Source organism: Shewanella aegiceratis (assembly GCF_019457495.1).
GTDB lineage: Bacteria > Pseudomonadota > Gammaproteobacteria > Enterobacterales > Shewanellaceae > Shewanella > Shewanella loihica.
Genome location: NZ_CP080416.1, coordinates 4,247,899 through 4,270,411 on the forward strand (window position 1 = coordinate 4,247,899; position 22,513 = coordinate 4,270,411).

The window sequence follows — 22,513 nt, forward strand, 5'->3', positions numbered from 1 at the left end:
CCTGGCTTTACGCCTAGCCGTTTGCTACTTGGCCTCATCCTCATGGCTGAACAGGGCGTCGATAAAGTCTTTCGCATCGAAAGTTCTTAGATCATCGATCTGCTCACCGACACCTATGTGTCTAATTGGTATGCCAAATTTATCGGCAATGGCGAAGATCACACCGCCCTTGGCCGTGCCATCGAGCTTGCTCATGGTGATACCCGTGACGCCAACCGCCTCTTTGAACAGCTGCGCCTGGCTAATGGCATTCTGACCCGTACTCGCATCCAGGGTCAACATCACCTCGTGCGGTGCGCTCTCATCTTGTTTCTTCATCACACGCACCACTTTCTTCAGCTCATCCATCAGATGGGCCTTATTCTGTAGGCGTCCCGCCGTATCGGCGATCAAGATATCTATCTTACGGGCACGCGCCGCCTGCAGCGCATCAAACAGTACCGAGGCACTGTCTGCGCCTGTGTGCTGGGCGATCACTGGAATATCGTTGCGCTGACCCCAGACCTGCAGCTGCTCGACGGCCGCGGCGCGGAAGGTATCACCCGCCGCCAACATCACCGACTTGCCCTGCTGTTGATACTGTTTGGCCAGCTTACCGATAGTGGTGGTCTTACCCACGCCGTTAACGCCGACCATAAGGATAACGAAAGGTCCGTCACTGTTTTCCGGCACCAGAGGAATGCTCACGGGCTCCAGGGTCTTCTGCATCTCTTCACGCATCAGCTCATAGAGGGCCTCGCCATCTTTCAGCTGCTTACGGCTTGCCTGCTCGGTCAGGCTGGCGATCAGGCGACTGGTGGTTTCTACTCCCACATCGGCGATCAACAGCTGCTCTTCCAGCTCTTCGAACAGCTCATCATCGATCTTCTTGCCCTTGAACAGGCCGATGAAGCCACTACCGATATTCTCGCTGGTGCGCTTCAGTCCGCGTTTCAGGCGGGCAAAGAAACCCTCTTTAGTCGGCTTCTGCTGAGGCTCGGGCTGTTGTTCAACCTGCTCCTCTTGCGCTGCCTGTTCTGCTTGCTCAGCCGCTAGATGCTCCTTCTCTGCCTGCTCGGCTGCCAGACGTTCTTGCTCAGCTTGTTCCGCAGCTAGACGCTCCTGCTCAGCTTGTTCGGCTGCAAGGCGTTCTTGCTCTGCCTGCTCGGCAGCAAGACGGGCATTCTCTGCCTCGGCGCGGGCCTGCTCCTCGGCGATGCGTTGCTGCTCAGCCCGCTCCGCAGCTAGACGCTCCTGCTCAGCTTGTTCGGCTGCAAGGCGCTCACTCTCTGCTTCGAGACGGGCTTGCTCGGCAGCTTGACGGGCATTCTCAGCCTCGATGCGGGCCTGCTCCTCGGCAATGCGCTGCTGCTCAGCTTGTTCTGCGGCTAGACGCTCACTCTCTGCTTCGAGACGGGCCTGTTCGGCAGCTTGACGGGCATTCTCTGCCTCGACGCGGGCCTGCTCCTCGGCTAGGCGTTGCTGCTCAGCTTGTTCGGCTGCTAGACGCTCACTCTCTGCTTCGAGACGGGCCTGCTCGGCTGCCAGACGGGCATTCTCCGCTTCGATGCGGGCCTGCTCCTCGGCGATGCGTTGCTGCTCAGCCTGTTCGGCTGCAAGGCGTTCTTGCTCTGCCTGCTCTGCCTGCTCTGCCTGCTCTGCCTGCTCTGCAGCTAGGCGTGCATTCTCTTCTTCGACGCTAGCCTGTTCGGCTTCTGCCTGGGTCGAAACTTCTACTTCTGGTGCCGCCGCTTCCTGCTTAGATTTATCTTTGCGGAACCAAGAAAAAAAACCTTTTTTTGCCATGTGTAATACCAGTACTCAACTAACTGATTCAAAATTCGCTATAAAGTCGTTTTGCGCCCGTTATTATAACCAGATAGCTAGGCTATTGACGCAGAAAAACACGGCATTTTTTTCGTTAATGCCCCGGGCTTTACACCTTTTTATTATGCTTTACGTTAAAATAGCGACCTCAATTTAGCGCAACAGTCTAACACTTAATCTGGTCAGGCCAAATTCCGCTAAATGAATCCACAAAATACAGGTAGAAAATGGCAAGAAATCGACCCGCAAGCGGACAGGTGAGGATCATCGCCGGACAATGGCGTTCCAGAAAACTCCCGATCCAAGATCTCGAGGGGCTAAGGCCCACCACAGACAGAGTCAGGGAAACCCTGTTTAACTGGATCGCGGGGGATCTTCCCGGTGCCCGCGTGCTCGACTGCTTCGGCGGCAGCGGCGCCCTCTGCTTCGAGGCGCTCTCTCGCTACGCTAAATACGCCAAGGTATTCGAGCTACAGGCCGGCGCGGCCAAACAGCTCAAGCAGAACCTTGCCACCCTTAAATGCGACTGCGCCGAGGTGGTACAGGGCGACACCTTAGTGCAGCTCAAGACGCCGCCCGCCGAGGGCTTCGATGTGGTCTTCATCGATCCCCCCTTTCGCAAGGGGTTGGCCCAGGCCTGTATCGACGGCCTGAATGACCAGGCATGGCTCAATGAGGATGCGCTCGTCTATGTGGAGACAGAACGTGAGCATCCGCCGCTAAATTTGCCTGCCCGCTGGCTTCCTCTCAAGGAGAAACAGGCCGGTCAGGTAACCTATCGTCTTTATCGAGTCGAACGTGTGGAGGCTGAATAATGAAAATGGTCATTCTCATCGGCAAGGGGATCACCCTGTTTGCCTGGGCCGTGATGCTCTACAACCTGTTTGTCCCGGCAGAAGGCAACATAGGCATGCTGCTGACGCTACTGCTGGGGATCACCCTGGTGATGCACGGCCTGCAGACGCTGATCTTCCGCACCCTGTTTAGGCCACTGATGACCATAGGTTACGGCCATTACCTGAGTGTCATGCTCTTTGGCGTCTTCAGCCTGCTGGAATATCGCCAGCGCGTGATGCAGCAAGGCATGACCGACAATCAGGCCTAAACGCTGATCTTTTGCTAAAGAGAAGCAGCCATTAAAAAAGCCCCGTAAAGGGGCTTTTTTATATCTTAATATCAACCACTAGAGGCCGGGGACCCGTCCCTGATAGTTGATCGGGTAGTAGCCCTGGCTGTCGCGTTTACCGAGGAAGCTTAGCGCCTGCTTAAGATCATCGGGCTGCGCCTCTGTCTCTTTGATCTTGGCGGTTACCTGCACCAGCTTGTCGGCCTTAAGCAGCGCATGGCCACTAAGCCCTAAGGCATTCATGCTGTCATCCGTCTGCACCTTGATGTTGCCATCGACACAGCTCAGCGCCACGGCGACATCCCCCAGAGGATACTTGCCGAACTGGTTATTTACCTGCAGCTGCTGGGCAAAGAGTTTACCCGTAAGCTGCTGACACCAGGGTACGCCCTGCTCCAGGTCTTGCAGCATCAGGCTGAAGTTGCCCCCCACCTGAGTACGAAACGGCAGACGCGCGTTGCCCACCAGGAACTCGCTCGGCGCATCGAAACGCACGCCGCTGGCATCGATACCAGACATAGACAGACTCACGAAACCCTTACCATTTACGGCGGTGGCGCGGCTGCCCACCACGAAGTCGATGTTAGCCCTGCCCGTCAGCAGTCCCCAGGGGCTCAGCTGCCAGCTCACCTGCTCCAGGCGACGCTTCTGCAGCATTAAGCTATCAATCTCACCGGACCAGATGGTGCCAGAGATCCCAGAGGCGTTCACCTGCTTAGGCAGGGACGCTAACTTAACCGCCACACTCGCCGGAAACAGGGCGATCAGAAACACCAGATAGACGAAAACGCCGATAACAATTTTTTTCACTAGACTCACAAAAAACCCTTACTACTTTGTTACTGCGAGAACTGGATGCGACGCACCTTGACGAAGCCTTCGGTCTCACCATCGGCCAGATCGATATTCTCCAGGGAGAGCCCCTTCTGTTGTACCAGATCGCTCAGGTAATCCAAGAGCGAATCGAAGGGCACCTCATCCATCCACACCTGGATCTTGTTACCCTGGGGCTGCATGCGGGTGATCTCCAGGCCATAGCTTTTGGCGCTCTGGGTCACCACGGCGCTGAGGCTACCGGAGAAGCCCTTCTTACCGCCAGACTGCTTGAGGCCGGCTATCTTGTTGGCCGTCTGCTTCACATAGTTAAGTGTGCTCTCCTGAGCCGTCAGATTGCGCTGGGCATCCTCTTCGGCCTGGCTGATCGGCGTCCAGATCCCCCAGTAGAAGATGCCGAGCACCAACACTATGGCGCAAGCCGCCACGAGCTGCTGCTCGCGCAACACTAAGCCATTCCACCACGTCTTAATGTTGTCCATCTTACTTGCTCCTCAGGGTTAAGGTACTGGTCACTTCATCTTCGCCGCTGTTCATGGCGCCAGAATCCACCTGGAAGTGAGGCGAGATCAGCTCCTTAAACTGTTCGATCTGGGCATAGCTCTTGGCGGTGATCTGCATGCGCAGCTCATTACGGCCTCCGTCGAATCGCAGGCTGGTAGGCTTGAGCTCAGGCACCTTATCGAAACCAACGGCAAGATCGTCGAGCATGGTGAAGAAGGCCATGCCGCCGCCCGCCCCTTGCAGGGTGCGTAGCTGACTCTCCATCTGCGAGCGCACGTTCACCATGCGCGAGCTACCCATCACCTGCTTGAAGATCTCGCCCGTCTGTTGCTGCAGACCTTCTCGCTCGACGTTCAGCTGATGAATATTGAGTCCCTTGTTGACCAGAGCCAACACCAGGGCCACCAGGATGACGATGGCGGCGTTACGCCATAACAGCAGATGCTTGCTGTATTCGCGCTTAGGGGTATAGATACCGCTGAGCAAGTTTAGTGGCGCGTTGAGGATCCCCTTGGCCAACACCAACATGGGCAGATCCAGCGGCTGAGGCTTGACCTCGACCCCTTGAATATCCAGATCGCTGTAGCTCGCCAGGGTGATTGGCGTCTCTTCCTGGGCCTCGGCGAGTCTTGGCAGAGCGGCCTGGAACCAGCTGGCATCCAGGCTGACGCCGCTCCCCGTGCTGGTACGCAGCAGGTAATCTGGGCCAAATTTCATCGCCGCCCATTGGCATTCCTGTAGCGGTAGCGCCAGACAGTCGGGCACCAGTTGACGCGCCTTGATACCGGCCTCGCTCAACCAAGAGAGCCAAGTCTGCATCTGCTCGTGGGCCACCACGGCAACACTCAGCGACTCGCCATTGCGGGGACCAGGGACAAAATGCAGTTCATCGACATTCTCGGCCAGGGTCTCTTCTAGCATGAAAGGCAGGGCCTTAAGCGCCTGACGCTGGCCCTTTTCCGGTAGCTGCACCGAGGTGAGGGTAATGGCAGAGGCGGGCACCAGAATATCCACCGGACGGTTGCCGGCGCGCTCGGTCAGGGTCGACAGCCCCTGGGCGTCGCTCAGCTCTCCCGAGGCGATGATCTCCTGCTCTTGCTCCGACCATACCAGCCAAGAGCAGCTCTGCTCCGCGCTTCTTCCTAATCGGATAAATAATCTTTCACTCAATGTCTTTCTCCACAAGTCTCATTAAGTTGCTCTCGATGAGCTTGTCCTTTTATTAGCCTAGACGAGCGCTGCTCACCTAAGTGATTATTTTTGGCCGCCATATTGACGGGTCAAGACGTCCAGCTGGTTGTTACCGCCCACACGTAATACACTTTGCATCCTAAAGGTGGCGCTATCAACCTTAGCGCCCGCCTCCAGCAGAAAATACTTACTCTTGAGGCTAAAGCTCGATTCCAGATTCTTGTCCTGGCGCAGCCCTGAGATAGAACCATTAGACCAGAAGTCATCCAGGCTGTCATAGCCGTCGCCCGGTCGCTGATTAATGATGCTTTCGGCCTCGCCCACGCTGATCTTATTGTCAAACATGCCCGCCAGCAGCGCCGCCTGCTCCACCTCTATGGTGTTGACGTTCAGCACCTGGCGGTCATAGCCGGGGATGACGCAGATATAGGGCGCCAACTTGAGGTAGACCTCCTGGCTAAAGCCGATCACCGCCCGCAGCTCGCTGCGATGGCTCATCAGGGTGTTAGCCGCCCGGTAAGGCACGGTGCGCGACTCATAGTCGGCATCTTCGGCGCCGAACGGGCTGGCGACCGTATCCTCATCGATATAATCTTTCAGCGTATGGGTCAGACGCTCGGCGGAGAAGTCATCCATCCCCAGCGCCACCAACAGCCCCTTAAATTGTACCGCCGGCAGCGGCAGCTTGGGCTGGCCGTTTTCCACCTCTGTGGTCTCGATCGCCAGGGCATTTAGGTTAAAACAGGCCTGTAGATCGCTGATACGACCGCCTATCTCACCCTGCTCGGCGGGAAACACCACATCGGCCTGGGCCCAATATTGCTGACGATGCACCTTGCCCTCATCGGCATCATCCAAATCTTGTTTCAACACCTTCTTGGCCAACTCTTCGGCCGAGATCGCATACCAATAGGCTTGATCATACTGCGCCAGGTTGATGGTGCGGCGCACCGAGATCTGGTTACGGCTGTTGATGTTGGTGGCTATGATGGCGATCATGGCCACGATCAACAAGACGACGATCAGCGCGACCCCACGCTGCTTTCCTGGCAAGTTACCCATTTTCATCTTCCTCGCCATCGGAACCGCCATCTTTACCTCCGTCGCTGTTGCCGCCGGAGTTGTTGCCGTTGTTATTGCCGCCGTTATTACCGTTATTGCTGCCGTTGTTATTCCCGTTATTGTTACCGTTGTTGTTGCCCGAGCCATTTTCACTCAGCATAGCGCCCAAAGGTAACAGGAACTTGCGCTGTACCTTACCCAGGCCTTCCACCTCAATTTCCATGGCGATCGCCTTGGGCAGGCTAGTGGCATCAAACTTACGCTGCCACTTGTCCTCGACATAGAAGGAATACTCCACAGAGAGGACATTTTTAATCACCACAGTCTTAATCGGCTCGGCGCCAAACTCCGGCTCGGGATAGGGAAAATACCAACGCTCCAGGTTATTTTCCTGTACCACATAGGCCACCGACTGCAGGCTGCCCCGGGGCAAGAGCCCGTCTGGGTTCAACCAGCCGATACGGTAGAAGACGATGGCCTCAGACTCTGAATCGAACAGATCTTTGCCGGTCTGAATCACGGTCGAGCCACGCCCGCCTTCTAACAGACGCGGAGTACGGGCCACCATCTGGCCAAAATCCCGCTCCAGGGCACCGAAGCCCTGTTGCAACGACTTGAGCCGTTGGGCAAACTCGGCGGTAACCTCATCGTTTTTCATTACAGTGCTGAGCACGGCATTCGCCGCCAGCCCCAGCATGGCAAAGATGGCGATGGCGATCAGCATCTCCAGCAGGGTAAAGCCCTGTGCCTGCTTAGTCTTGCTTAAGCACATAACTGCTCACCTGGGCGATGATGCGCTTATAGCGCTCATCGTCACTGACACTGATGCGTATCATTCGAAAATTATCATCTGTGGTCTTCACCACCTCTTTACGCCAGTACCACTCTTTTCCCGCCAGTTCGACGCTACCGTCTTTACGGCCGAGATCCGGGAATTTCTTCTCCAGACGCGCATCCACCATCTGATTGCTGGCCACCCACTGGGCCAGGGTGCGCTCCTCTAAGATCGGCATGTTGGCCATCTGCTCACCCAGGCTCTTGGTGATGGAGACGGCGGCGATGGCAAACACCATGAGGGCCACAATCACCTCGAGCAGGGTCATGCCGGCGCTGCGGCGTCTGCCCGTGAGACTCAAGCTTGGCCTGCGCTTACTCATCGAATCCATCCTTTCTGCCCAGGGTCAGGCGGCCTAGGGCATCGCCAACCACCAGGGCCTCAATCTCCTGGCCACGCTCATCTTTACCGACGAAGGTCAGCTCGAAGACGCTCATCTCGCCGCTAGGAAACAGCAGCACCTGAGGTTCGGGAAACTTTTTCTTCTCTTCTTCGCTACGCTCGATAAGCGGCTCATCGAACCAGGATTCATCCTCTTCATCTTCCTGAGTCAGAGGCAGGCCGTCGAGCACCAGATGCATCTCGACACCTGGCTCCATCTCTTTGGCCGCCAGCAGGCGATCTTGCTGCAGCGGCTTCCATTTACCCTCATCGTAGACGACAAACTCGTAGCGCTGCTTATCGATGACGATGCCAATGAAGTGGCCGCTGAGTATGGTCTCATCCAACACCAGCTCGGTGGCCGCCATAAACTGGCGCGCCGTATGCTCCAGCGCCTTGTGTTGGTCGGCGCCGCTCGTGGTATAAGTCACCGCGGCGGCAGCCAATCCCATCAGCAAGACGACCAGCAGGACCTCTAGCAGGGTGAAACCGAATTGGCGGACGCCACGCATAAACAGACTCGTCTTAAGGCTTATTGGAAATCTTGCAGATTCCAGTTACCGATATCGTCTTCGGTACCCGGCTGACCGTCAGGACCGGCACTGAAGATGTCGATCTTACCCTGCTCGCCTGGGCTCAGTAGCAGGTAATCGTTACGCCATGGGTCCTGTGGCAGACGCTTCACATAACCGTCTGCGCGGTAGTTGCGCGGCTCGGGTGAGATAGTCGGCTTCTGTACCAGGGCTTCGAGGCCCTGCTCTGTTGTCGGATAGACGCTGTTGTCCAGACGATACATGTCCAAGGCATTTTCCAGTGCAACAATGTCAGATACCGCCTTTTGGATGTCGGCTTTATCTTTGTTGCCCATAAGGTTAGGCACAACCATAGAAGCAAGGATCCCTAAGATAACGATAACCACCATAACTTCCAGTAGGGTAAAACCTTTTTGCTTGTTTCTTGCTTGCATTAATACTTCCTCTATAAAAAATGCCCTAACATCTGCGGCTAGGACGGCAGTTGGTGATAAACGCTTGGGCGTTAACCACTAATCATGTTGTTGAGTTCTAAGATCGGCTGCAAAATCGCCAGGACGATAAACAGCACCACGGCCGCCATGCTGACCACCAGCATGGGCTCGAACACCCCAAGGGCGATGTTGACGTTAGACTCAAATTCTCTGTCTTGGTTGTCGGCGGCGCGCTCAAGCATCTGCTCCAGCTGACCACTCTTTTCACCCGAGGTGATCATATAGAGCATCATTGGGGGAAAAAGTTTAGTATTGGCAAGCGCCGCGCCCAGGCTAGTACCTTCACGTACCCTGGCGGTAGCCTCTTCGACCGCCGCCCGTACCCGGACATTCATCAATACCTCGCTGGCGATACGCATGGCATCGAGCAGAGGAACCGAACTGGCGGTAAGGATACTCAGGGTGCGTGCAAAACGCGCCGTATTCAAGCCCTTACTCACCCGGCCGACAACCGGCATCTTTAATATTGCGCTATCGTACTTCATCCGGTTGGCCGCGCTGCGCAGCAGCTGCTTGGCACCCACCACTAAGGCGATGATGACGCCTATAACGATCAGGCCATAGTCGCGAACAAAATCCGATGAGGCGATCAAAAACTGTGTCGTCCAGGGCAGTTCCTGACCCATATGTTCGAACTGACCCACCACCTGAGGCACCACGGCGGCCAGCAGGATGGCGATCACGCTGATGGCGACCAGGGTCAAAACGATGGGATAGATCATCGCCTGGGTCATCTTGCCCTTGAGCTGCTGACGACGCTCGGTATAGTCGGCGAGGCGGTTGAGCACTACCTCGAGATGGCCCGATTTCTCACCCGAGGCAACCATGGCCCGGTAGAGATCGTCGAAGATATGGGGAAATTCGGCCATGGAATCGGCCAGGCTGTAACCCTCAACCACGCGAGAGCGCACCGCCATCACCATGCTGGCGAGACGATCCTTTTCACACTGCTGCCCCACGGCCTTGAGGGCCTCTTCCACCGGCAGGCCGGCCGCCACCAGGGTGGCGATCTGCCGGGTGATCAGTGCCAGCTCGGCGACCGAGATGCCGCGCTTGAAGCTGAAACCGCCGCTCTTTGCCTTGGCTTCCTTCTCGACCACGGGAGTGATCTCCAATGGCATTAGACGCAGCTCGCGCAGTTGCCCCCTGGCATGACGAGCCGTGTCGGCCTCGACAACCCCTTTCTGCTGTTTGCCCTGGGCGTTTAACGCCTTGTACTCAAATGCTGGCATGGCTACTCCTCACGAGTGACGCGCAGCACTTCTTCCAGCGTAGTCACCCCGGCGAGGACTTTGATCATGCCGTCATGGCGAATGCTAGGTACCGTCTTACGAATATGCTTCTCGATGGCCAGCTCGCCACGCCCCGTGTGGATCAACTCGCGTACATAGTCGTCTACCAGCAGCAGCTCGTGGATACCGGTACGGCCACGGTAGCCATTGTGGCCACAGGCCGAACAGCCGGTCGCCCGGTAGATGGTGCGCGGATCGTCTTCGCTGATCCCGAGTAGCTCGCGCTCACGCAGGTCCGGCGTATGCTCTGTCTTACAACTAGGGCACAGGGTACGGATCAGGCGCTGCGCCAGCACCCCGAGCAGACTCGAGGAAACTAGGAAAGGCTCGACGCCCATGTCCTGCAGACGCGTGATAGCGCCCGAGGCGGTATTGGTATGCAGGGTAGAGATAACCAGGTGACCCGTTAGCGAGGCCTGAACCGCGATCTGCGCAGTTTCCAGGTCACGGATCTCACCTATCATCACCACGTCAGGGTCTTGACGCAGTATGGCCCTCAGACCACGGGCGAAGGTCATGTCGACCTTGGTATTGACCTGGGTCTGGCCTATGCCAGGCAGTTCATATTCAATCGGGTCTTCGACGGTCAGTATGTTAGTGTCGATGGCGTTGATCTCGGTCAGACCCGCATACAGGGTGGTACTCTTACCCGAGCCCGTAGGGCCTGTGACCAGGATGATGCCGTGGGGCTTGCGAATCAGCTCGTCGAACTGATGACGTATCTCATCTGTCATCCCCAGCTGTTTAAGATCCAGGTTGCCGGCATTCTTATCCAGCAGACGCAGCACCACTCGCTCGCCGTGGCTGGAAGGCATGGTCGAAACACGCACGTCCACCGCACGACCGGCGATACGCAGCGAGATGCGGCCATCTTGCGGCACCCGCTTCTCGGCGATATCCAGACGCGCCATTACCTTGATACGCGAGACTAGCAGCGAGGAGAGCTTACGATTGGGCTTGAGTACTTCTTTGAGCACACCGTCGACGCGGAAACGCACCACCAGCTGCTTCTCGTAGGTCTCGATATGGATATCCGAGGCTTCCTCTTTGATCGCCTCGGACAGGAGCGCGTTGATCAGCTTGATGATAGGTGCATCGTCGTCACCCTCAAGCAGATCCTCTGTCTGTGGCAGCTCCTCGGCCAGGGTAAACAGATCCATCTCGTTGCCGATATCTTCCATCAGCTGCTGCGCCTCGGAAGAGTTGGCCTGATAGACCTGAGTCAGCTTGGCCTCGAACACAGAGGGCTCCAGCTGCGCCAGTGCCAGCTCTTTTCCTGTGTAACGGCGCACCTCCAACATAGCGTCGATAGGCGTGTTGGCGGTGTGGTACAGGGTTAATCCGGCTTCGTCGTCCTTCTCCAGCACCAACTCGAATCTGTGGGCGAAGGCGAAGGGCAGACGATCCCGGCTGCTTGAGTGAAATACCTCATCGGATTCGGCCTCCGAGGCTAGCCCGAGTTCACTCGTTACCTGGGCCAGTTCCTCGTTTTGCGCGGCTTGGATATCACTCATCTTGCTTATCTTGCTGCTTGTTTTCGTTGATCTGTTTCAGCGCTGGATCGGTTTCACGCATCTTGGTATCTAACCCCTTGCGATCCTTATAACGCTGCAGTACTTCGTTAACTTCAGGCGGCAGGTACTCTGCCTGATTCCACTCTTCCAGGATAGGCACACTGGTATTTGGCATCAGGTTCACGCCACGTTCCTGCTGCTCGAGCTGCAGGGCACGGAAGTAGTTGTACTTACGACCGGCAATGCCTTCCATGGTCACGCCATCGCGTATGATGGTCGGCTTGATGAAGACCATGAGGTTTTTCTTCTTCTTACCGCTAGAAGAGGACTTAAACAGGTGACCTAAAATAGGGATGTCACCGAGGAAAGGCACCTTCTGCACGCTCTCCTGCACCTCTTCATTGATCAGACCACCGAGCACCACGATCTGGCCTGAATCGGCCATCACGGTAGTGGTCAGACGACGAGTGGCGAAGGTCACGTCGACCCCAGTCTTACCATTGATGCCTGAGACTTCCTGTTCGATGGTGAGCTTAACCGTGGTGCCTTCGTTGATCTGTGGCACAACCTTTAACTTCACGCCCACTTCCTTACGCTCAACCGTCTGGAAGGGGTTGCTGTTACCATTGCTGGAGTTTTGGCTACCTGTCAGCACAGGCACCTCATCACCCACGATGAAGGAGGCTTCCTGGTTATCTAGAGTAGTGATAGAAGGGGTTGCCAGCACGTTCGACTTGGTATCGCTCGATACCGCCTGGATCAGGGCGCCGAAGTCACCCATGGCTACGCCCCAGGCCATACCGTTGACCTTGCCCAGCGCCTGGGCTAGCAGGGTGATGTCACCTTTGGTATCCGGATTCTTGGTACAGGTCTGATTATCACCTGCCCCCGAACATGTTTGCGATGCTTTCTGATCTTGTGCCTGCCAGATACCGGCACCGATCTCGCCGATGGTGGGGCCTAGGTTATTAAACTGAGTACCGCCACCGGCCTCTGTGGCCCACTGCACACCAAAACCGACATCGTCACCCTCGGCGACCTCGACGATAATGGCTTCCACCAATACTTGCGCGCGGCGAATATCCAGCTGGTTGATGACACTCTCAAGGGTGCGCATCTGGTCCGGCTCGGCGCTGATCACAAGGGCGTTGGTGTCTGGGTGAGCCATGATGTTAATTTCGTTGCGGCGCTTGCTGCGACCACCCTGGGCCTGACCGCCCTCCTGATCTTTGGCCAGCTTCTCGGCAAAGCCGGTCAGCACTTCCACTAAGTCTTCGGCCTTGGCATAACGCAAGTAACGCACCTTGGTATTACCTGTGGTCGCCTGCTCGGCATCTAACTTCTTAATCAGGGCCACCACGCGCTGACGACTCTTCTCATCACCGCTGACGATTACGGCGTTGGTACGCTCGTCGGCAACCACCTTAGGCGCCTGACCAGGCAGCTGGGATTGGTTGGCGCTGGCGCGATAAAGGGTGTCGATAATGCGCACCATCTCGCCAGCAGAGGCGTATTCCAGCGGCACAACCTGTACCTCGGTATCACCCTGCTTATCAACGCGGCGGACAATTTCCACCAGCTTGTTCACCACGGCCGCACGGCCGGAGATCATCAATACGTTCGACGGGTCATAGTTGACCACGTTACCACCACCAGCGTTGTCGTTTAGCTGACGTAATAATGGGGCAAGCTGTTTGGCCTCTGTGTTATAGAGCGCGACGATGCGGGTCACCATCTCATCGCCAAGGCCAGGGGTGCTGTCGTCGGCAACGCGGATCGCCGAGGTCTTGGCGTCTTTGTCCTTGATCACCTTGATGATGTTGTTGTCCATCTCGACTACGGCGTAGCCATAGACCTGCAACACGTTAAGGAAAAATTGATAGTACTGCTCGTCGTTAAGCAGATCGTAACTGCGTACGTTGATCTTGCCGCGTACAGTAGGGTCGACGATGATAGTCCGGTTCAGGTTCTTGCCAACTATGTTGATAAATTCCTGAATGTCAGTGCCCTTGAAATTAGCCGCGTATTGTTCCGACCACGCCACTTGTGGCGCTAACAGCGAGGCGCCCATCACGACGCTCGCGATAAGATTGCGGCGTATTTTCTTGTTGTTCATTAATGACTTCCCCTAACCCTTTTTATTGCGGCAAACTAAACATGATCTCAACCAGCTGACCCTCTCTTTCAACCATCAGAGAAATTTCGGTCAATTCTGGCAACTGCGCCATCACTTCCAATGCTTGGCTCATATCAGTCAGATCATAGCCGTTCATTGATTTTGCTAAATCGTTGGCCTTAAAGCCAGCCTGTTCAAATAATTGTCTGTCCTTGCCCGGATTCAGGCGATACCCCTGCAGCTCGCCGCCGACATTGACCGGTGAGATGGCAAGGTAATCTGTGATCTTGCTGGGGTCTTCCAGCAGAGCGTCGCGCGACTCTTCCAGCTCTTTAGAGACGGCGCTGTTGCTACGTTTGTCTATGGTGCGTACATCGCGAGAGGAACGCGCCTCTTGCAACTGGCTATTGGCGGCGCCTTGGGTCTCATACTTGAGGCCGTCGAGCATCAGTGTCTCGTAGCGACCACTGTTGGAGATGATGATGCGATCGGCATACACCTCTTTAAGCGAGGCCGAGGTGCCCTTGATCTTGTCGCCCAGGCTATAGGTGTTCTGGCTGCCGCTGGATTCGATCACAGCCAGCCCATGCTGCTCTGCAGTAGAGGCCACAACGCCAGTCAACTGAATCGACAGCGAGGTCTTAGGGGCATCGGTGATCTTCTCTTCCACCACGGGCTTAGGCTTATCCGAATTAGGATCCGCCTTACCGAAGAGGGCTAATTCCTGCAGCGTAGAGACATTCACCTGAGACGATGACTGGCTGCTGGAGACAGGGGTCGCCTGCCATTTTTGTGGGGTTTCTGCGACGGGCACCAACTTCCATGTGATCTGCGCCAAAAGATAGATAGCGGTAATCAAACCGAGCCAGAATACGGCCGAACTCAGAGGCTTCTGCGGCACGGCAGAGGCCTTAGATATTACTTTGTCTAATAAATCCATATTATTGTGGACCCTCTTTGCAGGCCTCTAATCTGATTATGATAATTTCCTAGCTGTGGCTCATGCTAACCTACACAGCTAATCGCAACAAGCCCATAACAGTCTCTTTATTGGCCTATAGAGCCGATTTATGCTAACTTTACGCGCCTAAAAAGGGTGTGAGGTCTGTCGCTATCTCATCTGTTGGCTAACGACAAGTATGGACTATTTTTTCAGCCTGTGAGCTTGCACATCTTTATACACCTAAGGAGACCTGATCACCATGACCTCAGAGAAAGAGCTTGGCGTTCGGCTCGACAAGTGGCTGTGGGCCGCCCGCTTCTATAAGACGCGTGCAATCGCCAAAGAGATGATCAACGGCGGTAAGGTGCACTACAATGGCCAGCGCACTAAGTCGAGCAAGCTGGCCGAAGTCGACGCCGTGATTAGATTACGACAAGGATATGACGAAAAAGAGATCGTCATAAAAAAATTATCCGAGCAGCGCCAGAAGGCGGTGGTCGCCCAAACCTTATATGAAGAGACGCCAGAAAGCATAGCCAAACGCGAGACCTATGCCGAAGCAAGACGCTTGAATGTGCTCAACAATCCCGCGCCGGATACCAAGCCAGACAAGAAACAGCGTCGCCAACTAATACGCTTTAAAGAAAGCTAACTGTGAGACACAAATGAGTAAAGATATCTTAAACCGTTACCTATTCGACAACGCCGATGTACGCGGACAAATCGTACAGCTAGAGAAGAGCTATCAAGAGATCTTGTCGGCCCACACCTACCCTGAGGCCATTGCCCGTCTGCTGGGCGAGCTGATGGCGGCCACCTCTTTACTCACCGCCACACTGAAATTTGATGGCGACATCAGCGTCCAGGTACAGGGCAACGGCCCGGTATCCCTGGCGGTGATCAATGGCAACAATCTGCAGCAGCTGCGCGGTGTCGCGCGCTGGGAAGGCGAAGTCGCCAAAGAGGCCAGCCTGCAACAGCTGATGGGCCAGGGACACATGGTGATCACCCTGACCCCGAATAACGGTGAGCGTTATCAAGGCGTCGTGGCGCTGGAGAAGGAAACTCTGGCCGAATGCCTAGAGCAATACTTCCTGCAATCTGAGCAGCTGCCTACCGCCATCCGCCTGTTTGCTAACGGCAAGCAGGCTGCCGGCATGTTGCTTCAGGTTCTACCGGGTGAGGACGAGCACAACGAAGAGTTCGAACATCTCGAGCAACTGACCAGCACCATCAAGGCCGAAGAGCTATTTGAGCTCGAGGCAACAGAAGTATTGCACCGTCTGTATCACCAGGAAGAGGTTCGCCTGTTCGATCCTATCGAGGTCACCTTCTCCTGTACCTGCTCACGCGAGCGTAGCGGTCAGGCACTGAAGACGGTAGCCAAAGAGGAGCTGGACGCCATCCTGGCCGAACAGGGCAAGATCGAGATGGGCTGCGAATACTGCAACAGCAGCTACAGCTTCGATTCTATCGATATCGAGGCACTATTCAAAAACGCCCCCAAGGCCGATACCCAGCAGTAAATCATCGGCTTAAATTCATGATTAATAGAGGATGCCTGTGCACATCCTCTTTTTTTCACGATTTTCGCGATCTTCCTCACACATTCAATTCCGCTTAAGTTACAATCGGGCCTCTGCCTATCATGCAGATAAAACAAAAACAAGCTGGCACAGACCGGCCAACCCTACTCGAATGATGGAGACCTTACAGATGGCGGATGGATCTAAGCAAACTCATAAAAATCCCTCTACGGCACAACTAGTTGAGTTTGCACTCGCACGCGGCGAAGGAGAGCTAACGGCGAATGGTGCATTAGTGGCAAAAACCGGCGAGCGTACCGGACGTTCACCGAACGACCGCTTTATCGTGAAAGAAGCGAGCAGCGAAAATGATATCGATTGGGGTTCGGTCAACAAGCCGTTCGCCATGGATGCCTTTAACGCCCTATGGGATCGCGTCGCAACCTACCTGGCCGACAAAGAAACCTTCGTTTCTGAGCTGGAAGTGGGTGCCGACCCTGAGCACTACCAACCCATTGAAGTTAAAACTGAAACCGCCTGGCATCAGCTCTTTGCCCGCAACCTGTTTATCGTACCTGAGCAGTTTAACGTCGCCAACAAGCCTGTATGGCAGATCATGAACGCACCGGGTTTCCAGTGCGATCCTGCCCGCGATGGCACCAACTCTGACGCCACCGTCATCATCAACTTTGCCGATCGCAAGGTACTGCTGGCTGGCCTGAAGTACGCCGGCGAGATGAAGAAGTCTATGTTCTCTGTGCAGAACTTCCTGCTACCCGCCAAAGGCGTGCTGCCAATGCACTGTTCGGCCAACGTCGGCAGCGAAGGCGATACTACCCTATTCTTCGGCCTGTCAGGCACGGGCAAGACTACCCTATCAGCAGATCCTAAGCGTTTCCTTATCGGCGACGACGAGCATGGCTGGGCACCGGGCGGCGTATTCAATATCGAAGGCGGCTGCTACGCCAAGTGTATCGATCTGAGCCAGAAGAACGAGCCAGTTATCTGGGACGCGATCCGTTTCGGTACCGTACTGGAAAACGTCACTCTGGACGAGCAACGCATCCCTGACTACAGCAACACAGAGCTGACCGAGAACAGCCGCGCGGCCTACCCACTGGAGCACATCGCTCAGCGTAAGGAAGAGAACCGTGGCGCCGAGCCAAATGCCGTCGTCTTCCTTACCTGTGACGTGTCTGGCGTGCTGCCACCTGTGTCTAAACTCAGCAAAGAGCAGGCGGCCTACCACTTCCTCTCAGGTTACACGGCTAAGGTGGGTTCGACCGAGATGGGCTCGACCTCTGCAATTCAGTCGACCTTCTCGACCTGTTTCGGCGCACCTTTCTTCCCGCGTCCGGCAGGCGTTTACGCCGAGTTGCTGATGAAGCGTATCGAGTCATTCGGTAGCCAGGTTTACCTGGTCAACACAGGCTGGACCGGTGGTCCACACGGCGTAGGTAAGCGTTTCGATATCCCAACGACCCGCGCCATCGTCGATGCCATCGTCAGCGGTGAGCTAAAAGACGTAGAAACGGTTCACATCGACAAGCTAAACCTGGACGTGCCTGTGGCTGTGACCGGCGTGGATGCCAAGCTGCTTAACCCGGTCAACACCTGGGCCGATAAGGCAGAGTACGACAAGTATGCTCAGCAGCTGGCCGAAGAGTTTGCCGCCAACTTCACTAAGTACGACGTATCTGACGCCATCAAACAGGCTGGCCCTAAGGCTTAAGCCCTGCGTCTGATGACAATATTTAAAATGGCCCTTCGGGGCCATTTTTTATTGCCTAACGCTCAGCAAGCCCCGCCTTCCAACCTACCCGATCGGGTAATGGTAATTTAATCAAAGCCATAGATAATGTCCTTTCAGCCGTATTGGACCTCGGCTAAGTTGTCGATGTCGGGTCCTTTTCATTGTTAATATTTGTAAGGACACAAATATGCGTTTAACTCACCTTAGCTCTCTGCTGCTCGGTACCTGTCTACTCAGTGCCTGCGGCGGCTCCAATAACGATTCAGATACCCCAACCGACGGCGGCACGCCGCCCCCCACGAGTTTCGACCATAGTGTTGTCGGCGCTGTGGTGTACCAAGGCGCGATAGCCGGCGCCGAGGTCTGTGTGGATCTCAACCAAAATGCCAGCTGTGATAGCGATGAGCCCAGCGCCATTGCAGATGCCGAGGGTAAATACCAGGTAGACTGGAGCAGCGATATCGAGATGCCCGTCTATGATCTGATCGCCAACTGGCAACAGGCAGCAGAGGCCAGCAGCAAGCCAGCCCTGCTCAAAGCGGCTTTCCGCGCCGATGCATTCAATGCCAATGCCTCAAGTACGGCAGCCGAATCCGCTAGCACCCAGGCCGTGATCTCCATGGAGGGAGTCGGTAAGTTGGTCGCCCTGCAGGAACACGGCGGTGAGATCAACCCTATGACTCATCTGGAGTATCAGCGCGTCGCCCGCATGCGCGCCGCCGGCACCACCTCCCTTGATATCGCAACCCAGCGCACTCTGCTCGCCGCTCTATTACTGAATATCTACGAGCGCGACGGCAATCCCTATAAACTGAGCGCCGAGCAATCCCTCAGCCCTGAATTTATCGACACCTACCGACTGCATCGTCATCTCGAAGCTTTGATCGGCGAGCAGCTCAGCGATGTGCTGGCCGTGGATGACATCATGTCAACCATCCGAGACCAGCTAAAGACCCTGGTAGAAGAGAGTGGCATGAGCACCGAGGATTATTTAGCCAGCGACCCCATGGCGGTGCGCTTCCTGGTCAACAATGCGCTGATCGCCGAAGAGTATATCGAGACCCCCATAGATGCGAAGATCATGTCGGACGCCGACTGGCAGGTGATCAACAGCCACTTCCTTGAGGACGACCAGCTGCATAGCAACTTCACCCTGGCCCCCGCCACACTACGGAGCCTCTTTACCCTCACTTATGGCACGCCCGATCTCACCTTCGTAGGTTCAATCGTCGAGGGCAAAATCAATGGTCGGATATTCGATGATCGCGACGGAACTGATACACCTGAGGAATGTTGGAATCAGGAGTTAAAACATTGGGTTATCGAAGGCGACAAAGACTATCAGCCGCCCGAAATTAAGTACGAAAACAACACACTCCAGACTGTGTACAGTGGCACCTCGGTACCCATCACAATCGAATTCACTAAATACTCAGGCACTGGAGAGGAGTGGCAGGCCATTCTCAGCACCACGCCACCGGCACTCAAGCTGGCCGAACTCAACTGGCCAAGCCAGGTGTACCGCTACCGTGGAAAACAGGCTGATGACGTGATGTGCCGTGTACGGGGTGAGTTCGCCACCTGGCCCATGCCGAGCCATCAAGATCCAGAGCTCTTGACCACGGCGGATGTCGCTCGCCTCTTCTGGCCAGCCTTCTACCCAGACGATGTAGTGGTCGATGAAGAGAACAAAACCATCAAGCTCAACATCACAGGAGAGGTCACGACTTATCAATGGTCGCTGAGCACCAGCCCAAGCGATGAGCCTGTTCTGCGTCTGAAGCAGATAGACCTGCCAGCTGCCTATGCCGAATTTGTCTCTGTCGATAACTATCTGATCCAAGGCGATAAGCTCATCGAAGTCAGTATCTACGAGGCCACCGACTACAGCGGCAAGCTCGGCGATTACCTCAGCATCAGCTTCGACGGCAATGAAGACAACTTCAACCAACGCTTCTACAAACACCTGGAGGCGATCGTCAAGGGACAATAGCCTTAAGCCGGACGCATTAGAGCTTACTGCTAAGCGAGAGCAAGCCATACGAGTCAGCTACATAAAAAGAGGATGGTGAATGCCATCCTCTTTCTTTTCCCCAACAGCCCAGCCAAGACAAGCCGTTTTACCAACAAAAGCGACTCAACTCTCCACAAAGCCCGCCGCTCGCACCAAATACTTAGGCCCGATACTTATACTCAGTGCTTATGTTAAGCACTTATGTTCAGTACTTGGGCTTTATCCTCAGGGCAAGCCTTAATTCACAGACTCTTCTCCTCGCCCGTGCTACGCTGCGCGCCTGCAAGACTATACTCATTTCAAAAGCATAACTGACGACAAGACGAGGCAAAGGTGAAAACCAAGACAAGTAGGCTATTAGGCAATATCGGGGTGCAGGTGGTGATCGCCATGATTATCGGCGCCGCCGTCGGTTTTATCATGGGTGAGCAGGCCAGCATGTTTGCACCGCTGGGCACCATATTCATCCACCTGATCAAGATGCTGGTTATCCCTTTGGTGCTGGTCTCCATCATCTCGGGCGCCGCCAGCCTGGGTGACAGCCCCTCTGCGGGGAAGATAGGCATAGGCACCTTCGGCTTCTTCATCATCACCTCGGGCGTGGCCGTCGCCTTGGCACTCCTGCTGGGCTCACTGTTCCAGCCCGGTAACGGCGTCGATTTCACCGCCCACAGCGCCAGCGGCCTGATGAAGGTGACCGAAGAGCATGGCGCCCTGCCCGGCGTGATGGATACCTTTATCGGTATGATCCCCACCAATGTGTTCGAGTCGCTGACCGGCGGCAATATCCTACAGATCTTGGTCTTTAGCATCTTCTTCGGCATCGCCCTCACCAAGGTGAAGGGAGAAGGCAGCAAGCCGATCCTGGCGGCGCTCAACACCATAGTCGACGCCTTCGTGTGGATGATCAACTGTGTCATGGTGATCGCGCCTATCGGGGTATTTGGCCTGATGGCCGATTCTGTGGGCACCTTCGGCTTCGACGCATTAGAGGTGGTCTTTAAGCTGTTCGCCGTGTTTGTCCTCGGCATCTTGCTGTTTGGCTTCCTCTTCTTCCCGCTGCTGGTGCAGCTGTTCTCCAACGTCAGCGCCAAGAAGTTCATCAGCGTCATGAAGAAGCCTCAGGTGATGGCACTTTCTACCGCCTCCTCAATGGCCACCCTACCGGTGAACATGGAAACCTGTGAGGAGGAGCTGGGCGTCTCTAAACCCACCGCCTCCTTCGTGCTGCCCCTAGGCGCCACCATCAACATGAGCGGTAACGCCATCTACTACGGCCTGGTGGCCATCTTCTTTGCCCAGATGTACGGCATAGATCTCAGCCTGGGCGCCTACATGGCAATCATCTTCACCTCGACCCTGGGCGCCATAGGCCAAGCCGGCGTACCAGGCCCCTCCTTCCTGGTGGTGGCCGTGCTGCTGGCCGCGGGTATCCCTATCGATGGCCTGCCGCTACTATTCGCCCTGGACAGAGTGTTTGACATGATCCGCACCTCGCTCAACATCACTGGCGATGCGGCCTGCGCGGTGATCTTGGATAAATACACCAAGGCCGAATAACGGGCCAATAATCTCTTGGCTGGGTGCCATTGGCACCTGGCTATCTTTTTCCTGCGACCAACTATCGACCTCCTGCTTCCAGCTATCGACTTTCAACCATCGGCCCTCACTATCACCTGTTCAAATGCGCATTGGCTTAATGCTTTCTCCCCAAGCGAGTCCAGTCTCAGCGACATTTCCTACCGCTTTAAAAGTCAAACAAACTAAACTTTATGTAAAGCATGCTTGACCCTGATTCTTTTTTAGCCTAACTTGTTATGTAAAGGGTGTTTGACATTTTTAGCAAACGAGAGGAACTGCACATGAAACAGATCATCGACGCCATCTGCTCCAGAGGGCTACCGTCAAGGGATATTCAAAATGCCAACCGGGTGAACCTACTCGCCCTGCTGTGGGCACTCAGCCTGGGCGGCACCTCCTTCCTTGCCCACCAAGGCTATCTGGCCACCACCTGGGTCGTGGTAAGCTGCTTCATCCTCCATGGTGCCATCGGCATCTGGATGCTGTTGGCCTTCAAACGATTTCTGCGCCAACTCGACGAGATGGAGCGCAAGATACAGCTAGATGCCCTGGCCTTGGCCGTCGGCGTCAGCATCATAGGCTTCTCCCTCTACTCGATTCTGGATCTGGCAGACTTGCTACCGGATCTCAAGGCGGCCTATCTGGTGGTGCTACTGGCGCTCACCTATATGCTGGGGATCATCTTCGGGAGACTGAGCTACAGATGAAGAACCGTCTAAAACCCCTGCGCGCCGAGCGCAACTGGACTCAGGCCGACCTGGCAGGCCTGCTGGATGTATCACGCCAGACCATTAATGCCATCGAGAAGGGCAAGTATGATCCCAGCCTGCCACTGGCCTTTAAGATCGCCCGGCTGTTTCAGCTGCCCATAGAGGCGATCTTCGAGGAGGATGAGGCTTAGGCCTCAGGCCTACTAATATATCCCATGGCCCCTATTGACTCAGGGGCCTTTTAGATCGACACTCGCCGAAAATTGACCCGCAGAATAGCCCAAGACGTCATCCCGCC

22 protein-coding genes are annotated in these 22,513 nt (G+C 55.5%); 9 read left to right on the plus strand and 13 right to left on the minus strand.

Annotated elements, in window-relative coordinates; translation table 11 throughout:
- Positions 1–24: 24 nt before the first annotated feature.
- On the minus strand, positions 25–1,785 hold the full coding sequence (ftsY, locus tag K0H80_RS18480; protein WP_220072550.1) for a signal recognition particle-docking protein FtsY: 1,761 nt from the start codon (positions 1,783–1,785) through the stop codon (positions 25–27).
- Between the two features lie 248 nt (positions 1,786–2,033).
- Between ftsY and rsmD the strand changes: the two genes are divergently transcribed.
- Positions 2,034–2,621: a 16S rRNA (guanine(966)-N(2))-methyltransferase RsmD gene (gene rsmD, locus K0H80_RS18485; RefSeq protein WP_220072551.1), complete on the plus strand. Its 588-nt coding sequence runs from the start codon at positions 2,034–2,036 to the stop codon at positions 2,619–2,621.
- Positions 2,621–2,911: a DUF1145 domain-containing protein gene (locus K0H80_RS18490; RefSeq protein WP_220072552.1), complete on the plus strand. Its 291-nt coding sequence runs from the start codon at positions 2,621–2,623 to the stop codon at positions 2,909–2,911. Before rsmD ends, K0H80_RS18490 begins: the two co-directional genes overlap by 1 nt.
- Positions 2,912–2,989: 78 nt before the next feature.
- Here the strand turns inward: K0H80_RS18490 and K0H80_RS18495 are convergent, their stop codons facing one another.
- From K0H80_RS18495 to gspC, 12 genes are all read right to left on the minus strand, one after another.
- Positions 2,990–3,751, minus strand: coding sequence for a type II secretion system protein N (locus tag K0H80_RS18495; protein ID WP_220072553.1), 762 nt, complete (start codon positions 3,749–3,751; stop codon positions 2,990–2,992).
- A 20-nt stretch (positions 3,752–3,771) separates the two neighbouring features.
- The gene (locus K0H80_RS18500; protein WP_011867404.1) at positions 3,772–4,248 is read right to left on the minus strand and encodes a type II secretion system protein M; all 477 of its coding nucleotides are present in this window, start codon (positions 4,246–4,248) and stop codon (positions 3,772–3,774) included.
- 1 nt (position 4,249) lies between these two features.
- Positions 4,250–5,440 carry a type II secretion system protein GspL gene (gene gspL, locus K0H80_RS18505; RefSeq protein WP_011867405.1) on the minus strand — a complete coding sequence of 397 codons (1,191 nt, stop codon included), beginning with the start codon at positions 5,438–5,440 and terminating at the stop codon, positions 4,250–4,252.
- A gap of 84 nt (positions 5,441–5,524) precedes the next feature.
- Positions 5,525–6,523 (minus strand): type II secretion system minor pseudopilin GspK, encoded by a 999-nt coding sequence (gene gspK / locus K0H80_RS18510; protein WP_220074029.1) that lies wholly within the window; start codon positions 6,521–6,523, stop codon positions 5,525–5,527.
- Positions 6,516–7,295, minus strand: a complete 780-nt coding sequence (gene gspJ, locus K0H80_RS18515) for a type II secretion system minor pseudopilin GspJ (protein ID WP_220072554.1) — start codon at positions 7,293–7,295, stop codon at positions 6,516–6,518. Before gspJ ends, gspK begins: the two co-directional genes overlap by 8 nt.
- Positions 7,276–7,680 carry a type II secretion system minor pseudopilin GspI gene (gspI, locus tag K0H80_RS18520; protein WP_220072555.1) on the minus strand — a complete coding sequence of 135 codons (405 nt, stop codon included), beginning with the start codon at positions 7,678–7,680 and terminating at the stop codon, positions 7,276–7,278. The genes gspJ and gspI overlap by 20 nt, the downstream gene beginning before the upstream one ends.
- Positions 7,673–8,251, minus strand: a complete 579-nt coding sequence (gspH, locus tag K0H80_RS18525) for a type II secretion system minor pseudopilin GspH (RefSeq protein WP_220072556.1) — start codon at positions 8,249–8,251, stop codon at positions 7,673–7,675. The genes gspI and gspH overlap by 8 nt, the downstream gene beginning before the upstream one ends.
- Positions 8,252–8,271: 20 nt before the next feature.
- Entirely contained in the window at positions 8,272–8,706 is a 435-nt protein-coding gene (gspG, locus tag K0H80_RS18530; protein ID WP_011867410.1) for a type II secretion system major pseudopilin GspG, read from the minus strand.
- Between the two features lie 71 nt (positions 8,707–8,777).
- Positions 8,778–9,998: a type II secretion system inner membrane protein GspF gene (gene gspF, locus K0H80_RS18535; protein WP_220043629.1), complete on the minus strand. Its 1,221-nt coding sequence runs from the start codon at positions 9,996–9,998 to the stop codon at positions 8,778–8,780.
- A 2-nt stretch (positions 9,999–10,000) separates the two neighbouring features.
- Entirely contained in the window at positions 10,001–11,572 is a 1,572-nt protein-coding gene (gene gspE, locus K0H80_RS18540; protein WP_258406136.1) for a type II secretion system ATPase GspE, read from the minus strand.
- Positions 11,565–13,688 (minus strand): type II secretion system secretin GspD, encoded by a 2,124-nt coding sequence (gene gspD / locus K0H80_RS18545; RefSeq protein ID WP_220072557.1) that lies wholly within the window; start codon positions 13,686–13,688, stop codon positions 11,565–11,567. The genes gspE and gspD overlap by 8 nt, the downstream gene beginning before the upstream one ends.
- 22 nt (positions 13,689–13,710) lie before the next feature.
- Entirely contained in the window at positions 13,711–14,628 is a 918-nt protein-coding gene (gene gspC / locus K0H80_RS18550; protein WP_220043631.1) for a type II secretion system protein GspC, read from the minus strand.
- A gap of 262 nt (positions 14,629–14,890) precedes the next feature.
- Here gspC and hslR point away from each other — a divergent pair, with 262 nt between their 5' ends.
- From hslR to K0H80_RS18585, 7 genes are all read left to right on the plus strand, one after another.
- Positions 14,891–15,283 (plus strand): ribosome-associated heat shock protein Hsp15, encoded by a 393-nt coding sequence (gene hslR / locus K0H80_RS18555; protein WP_011867415.1) that lies wholly within the window; start codon positions 14,891–14,893, stop codon positions 15,281–15,283.
- A gap of 13 nt (positions 15,284–15,296) precedes the next feature.
- Positions 15,297–16,157 (plus strand): Hsp33 family molecular chaperone HslO, encoded by an 861-nt coding sequence (gene hslO, locus K0H80_RS18560; RefSeq protein ID WP_144201420.1) that lies wholly within the window; start codon positions 15,297–15,299, stop codon positions 16,155–16,157.
- Positions 16,158–16,347: 190 nt separating this feature from the next.
- Positions 16,348–17,889, plus strand: a complete 1,542-nt coding sequence (locus K0H80_RS18565; protein ID WP_220072558.1) for a phosphoenolpyruvate carboxykinase — start codon at positions 16,348–16,350, stop codon at positions 17,887–17,889.
- A gap of 208 nt (positions 17,890–18,097) precedes the next feature.
- The gene (locus tag K0H80_RS18570; RefSeq protein ID WP_220072559.1) at positions 18,098–19,903 is read left to right on the plus strand and encodes a hypothetical protein; all 1,806 of its coding nucleotides are present in this window, start codon (positions 18,098–18,100) and stop codon (positions 19,901–19,903) included.
- Positions 19,904–20,257: 354 nt separating this feature from the next.
- Complete coding sequence (locus K0H80_RS18575; protein WP_220043635.1) at positions 20,258–21,484, plus strand: dicarboxylate/amino acid:cation symporter; 1,227 nt, start codon at positions 20,258–20,260, stop codon at positions 21,482–21,484.
- A 302-nt stretch (positions 21,485–21,786) separates the two neighbouring features.
- Positions 21,787–22,212, plus strand: coding sequence for a hypothetical protein (locus tag K0H80_RS18580; RefSeq protein ID WP_220072560.1), 426 nt, complete (start codon positions 21,787–21,789; stop codon positions 22,210–22,212).
- Positions 22,209–22,406, plus strand: coding sequence for a helix-turn-helix transcriptional regulator (locus K0H80_RS18585; protein WP_011867421.1), 198 nt, complete (start codon positions 22,209–22,211; stop codon positions 22,404–22,406). The genes K0H80_RS18580 and K0H80_RS18585 overlap by 4 nt, the downstream gene beginning before the upstream one ends.
- The last annotated feature ends 107 nt before the right edge of the window (positions 22,407–22,513 follow it).

Excerpts from the sequence above, each read along its gene's own strand:
- ftsY (WP_220072550.1), bottom strand. The coding sequence starts at position 1,785 with ATGGCAAAAAAAGGTTTTTTTTCTTGGTTCCGCAAAGATAAATCTAAG.
- rsmD (WP_220072551.1), top strand. The coding sequence starts at position 2,034 with ATGGCAAGAAATCGACCCGCAAGCGGACAGGTGAGGATCATCGCCGGA.
- K0H80_RS18490 (WP_220072552.1), top strand. The coding sequence starts at position 2,621 with ATGAAAATGGTCATTCTCATCGGCAAGGGGATCACCCTGTTTGCCTGG.
- K0H80_RS18500 (WP_011867404.1), bottom strand. The coding sequence starts at position 4,248 with ATGGACAACATTAAGACGTGGTGGAATGGCTTAGTGTTGCGCGAGCAG.
- gspK (WP_220074029.1), bottom strand. The coding sequence starts at position 6,523 with ATGGGTAACTTGCCAGGAAAGCAGCGTGGGGTCGCGCTGATCGTCGTC.
- gspJ (WP_220072554.1), bottom strand. The coding sequence starts at position 7,295 with ATGTGCTTAAGCAAGACTAAGCAGGCACAGGGCTTTACCCTGCTGGAG.
- gspI (WP_220072555.1), bottom strand. The coding sequence starts at position 7,680 with ATGAGTAAGCGCAGGCCAAGCTTGAGTCTCACGGGCAGACGCCGCAGC.
- gspH (WP_220072556.1), bottom strand. The coding sequence starts at position 8,251 with ATGCGTGGCGTCCGCCAATTCGGTTTCACCCTGCTAGAGGTCCTGCTG.
- gspG (WP_011867410.1), bottom strand. The coding sequence starts at position 8,706 with ATGCAAGCAAGAAACAAGCAAAAAGGTTTTACCCTACTGGAAGTTATG.
- gspF (WP_220043629.1), bottom strand. The coding sequence starts at position 9,998 with ATGCCAGCATTTGAGTACAAGGCGTTAAACGCCCAGGGCAAACAGCAG.
- gspE (WP_258406136.1), bottom strand. The coding sequence starts at position 11,572 with ATGAGTGATATCCAAGCCGCGCAAAACGAGGAACTGGCCCAGGTAACG.
- gspD (WP_220072557.1), bottom strand. The coding sequence starts at position 13,688 with ATGAACAACAAGAAAATACGCCGCAATCTTATCGCGAGCGTCGTGATG.
- gspC (WP_220043631.1), bottom strand. The coding sequence starts at position 14,628 with ATGGATTTATTAGACAAAGTAATATCTAAGGCCTCTGCCGTGCCGCAG.
- hslR (WP_011867415.1), top strand. The coding sequence starts at position 14,891 with ATGACCTCAGAGAAAGAGCTTGGCGTTCGGCTCGACAAGTGGCTGTGG.
- hslO (WP_144201420.1), top strand. The coding sequence starts at position 15,297 with ATGAGTAAAGATATCTTAAACCGTTACCTATTCGACAACGCCGATGTA.
- K0H80_RS18565 (WP_220072558.1), top strand. The coding sequence starts at position 16,348 with ATGGCGGATGGATCTAAGCAAACTCATAAAAATCCCTCTACGGCACAA.
- K0H80_RS18570 (WP_220072559.1), top strand. The coding sequence starts at position 18,098 with ATGCGTTTAACTCACCTTAGCTCTCTGCTGCTCGGTACCTGTCTACTC.
- K0H80_RS18580 (WP_220072560.1), top strand. The coding sequence starts at position 21,787 with ATGAAACAGATCATCGACGCCATCTGCTCCAGAGGGCTACCGTCAAGG.
- K0H80_RS18585 (WP_011867421.1), top strand. The coding sequence starts at position 22,209 with ATGAAGAACCGTCTAAAACCCCTGCGCGCCGAGCGCAACTGGACTCAG.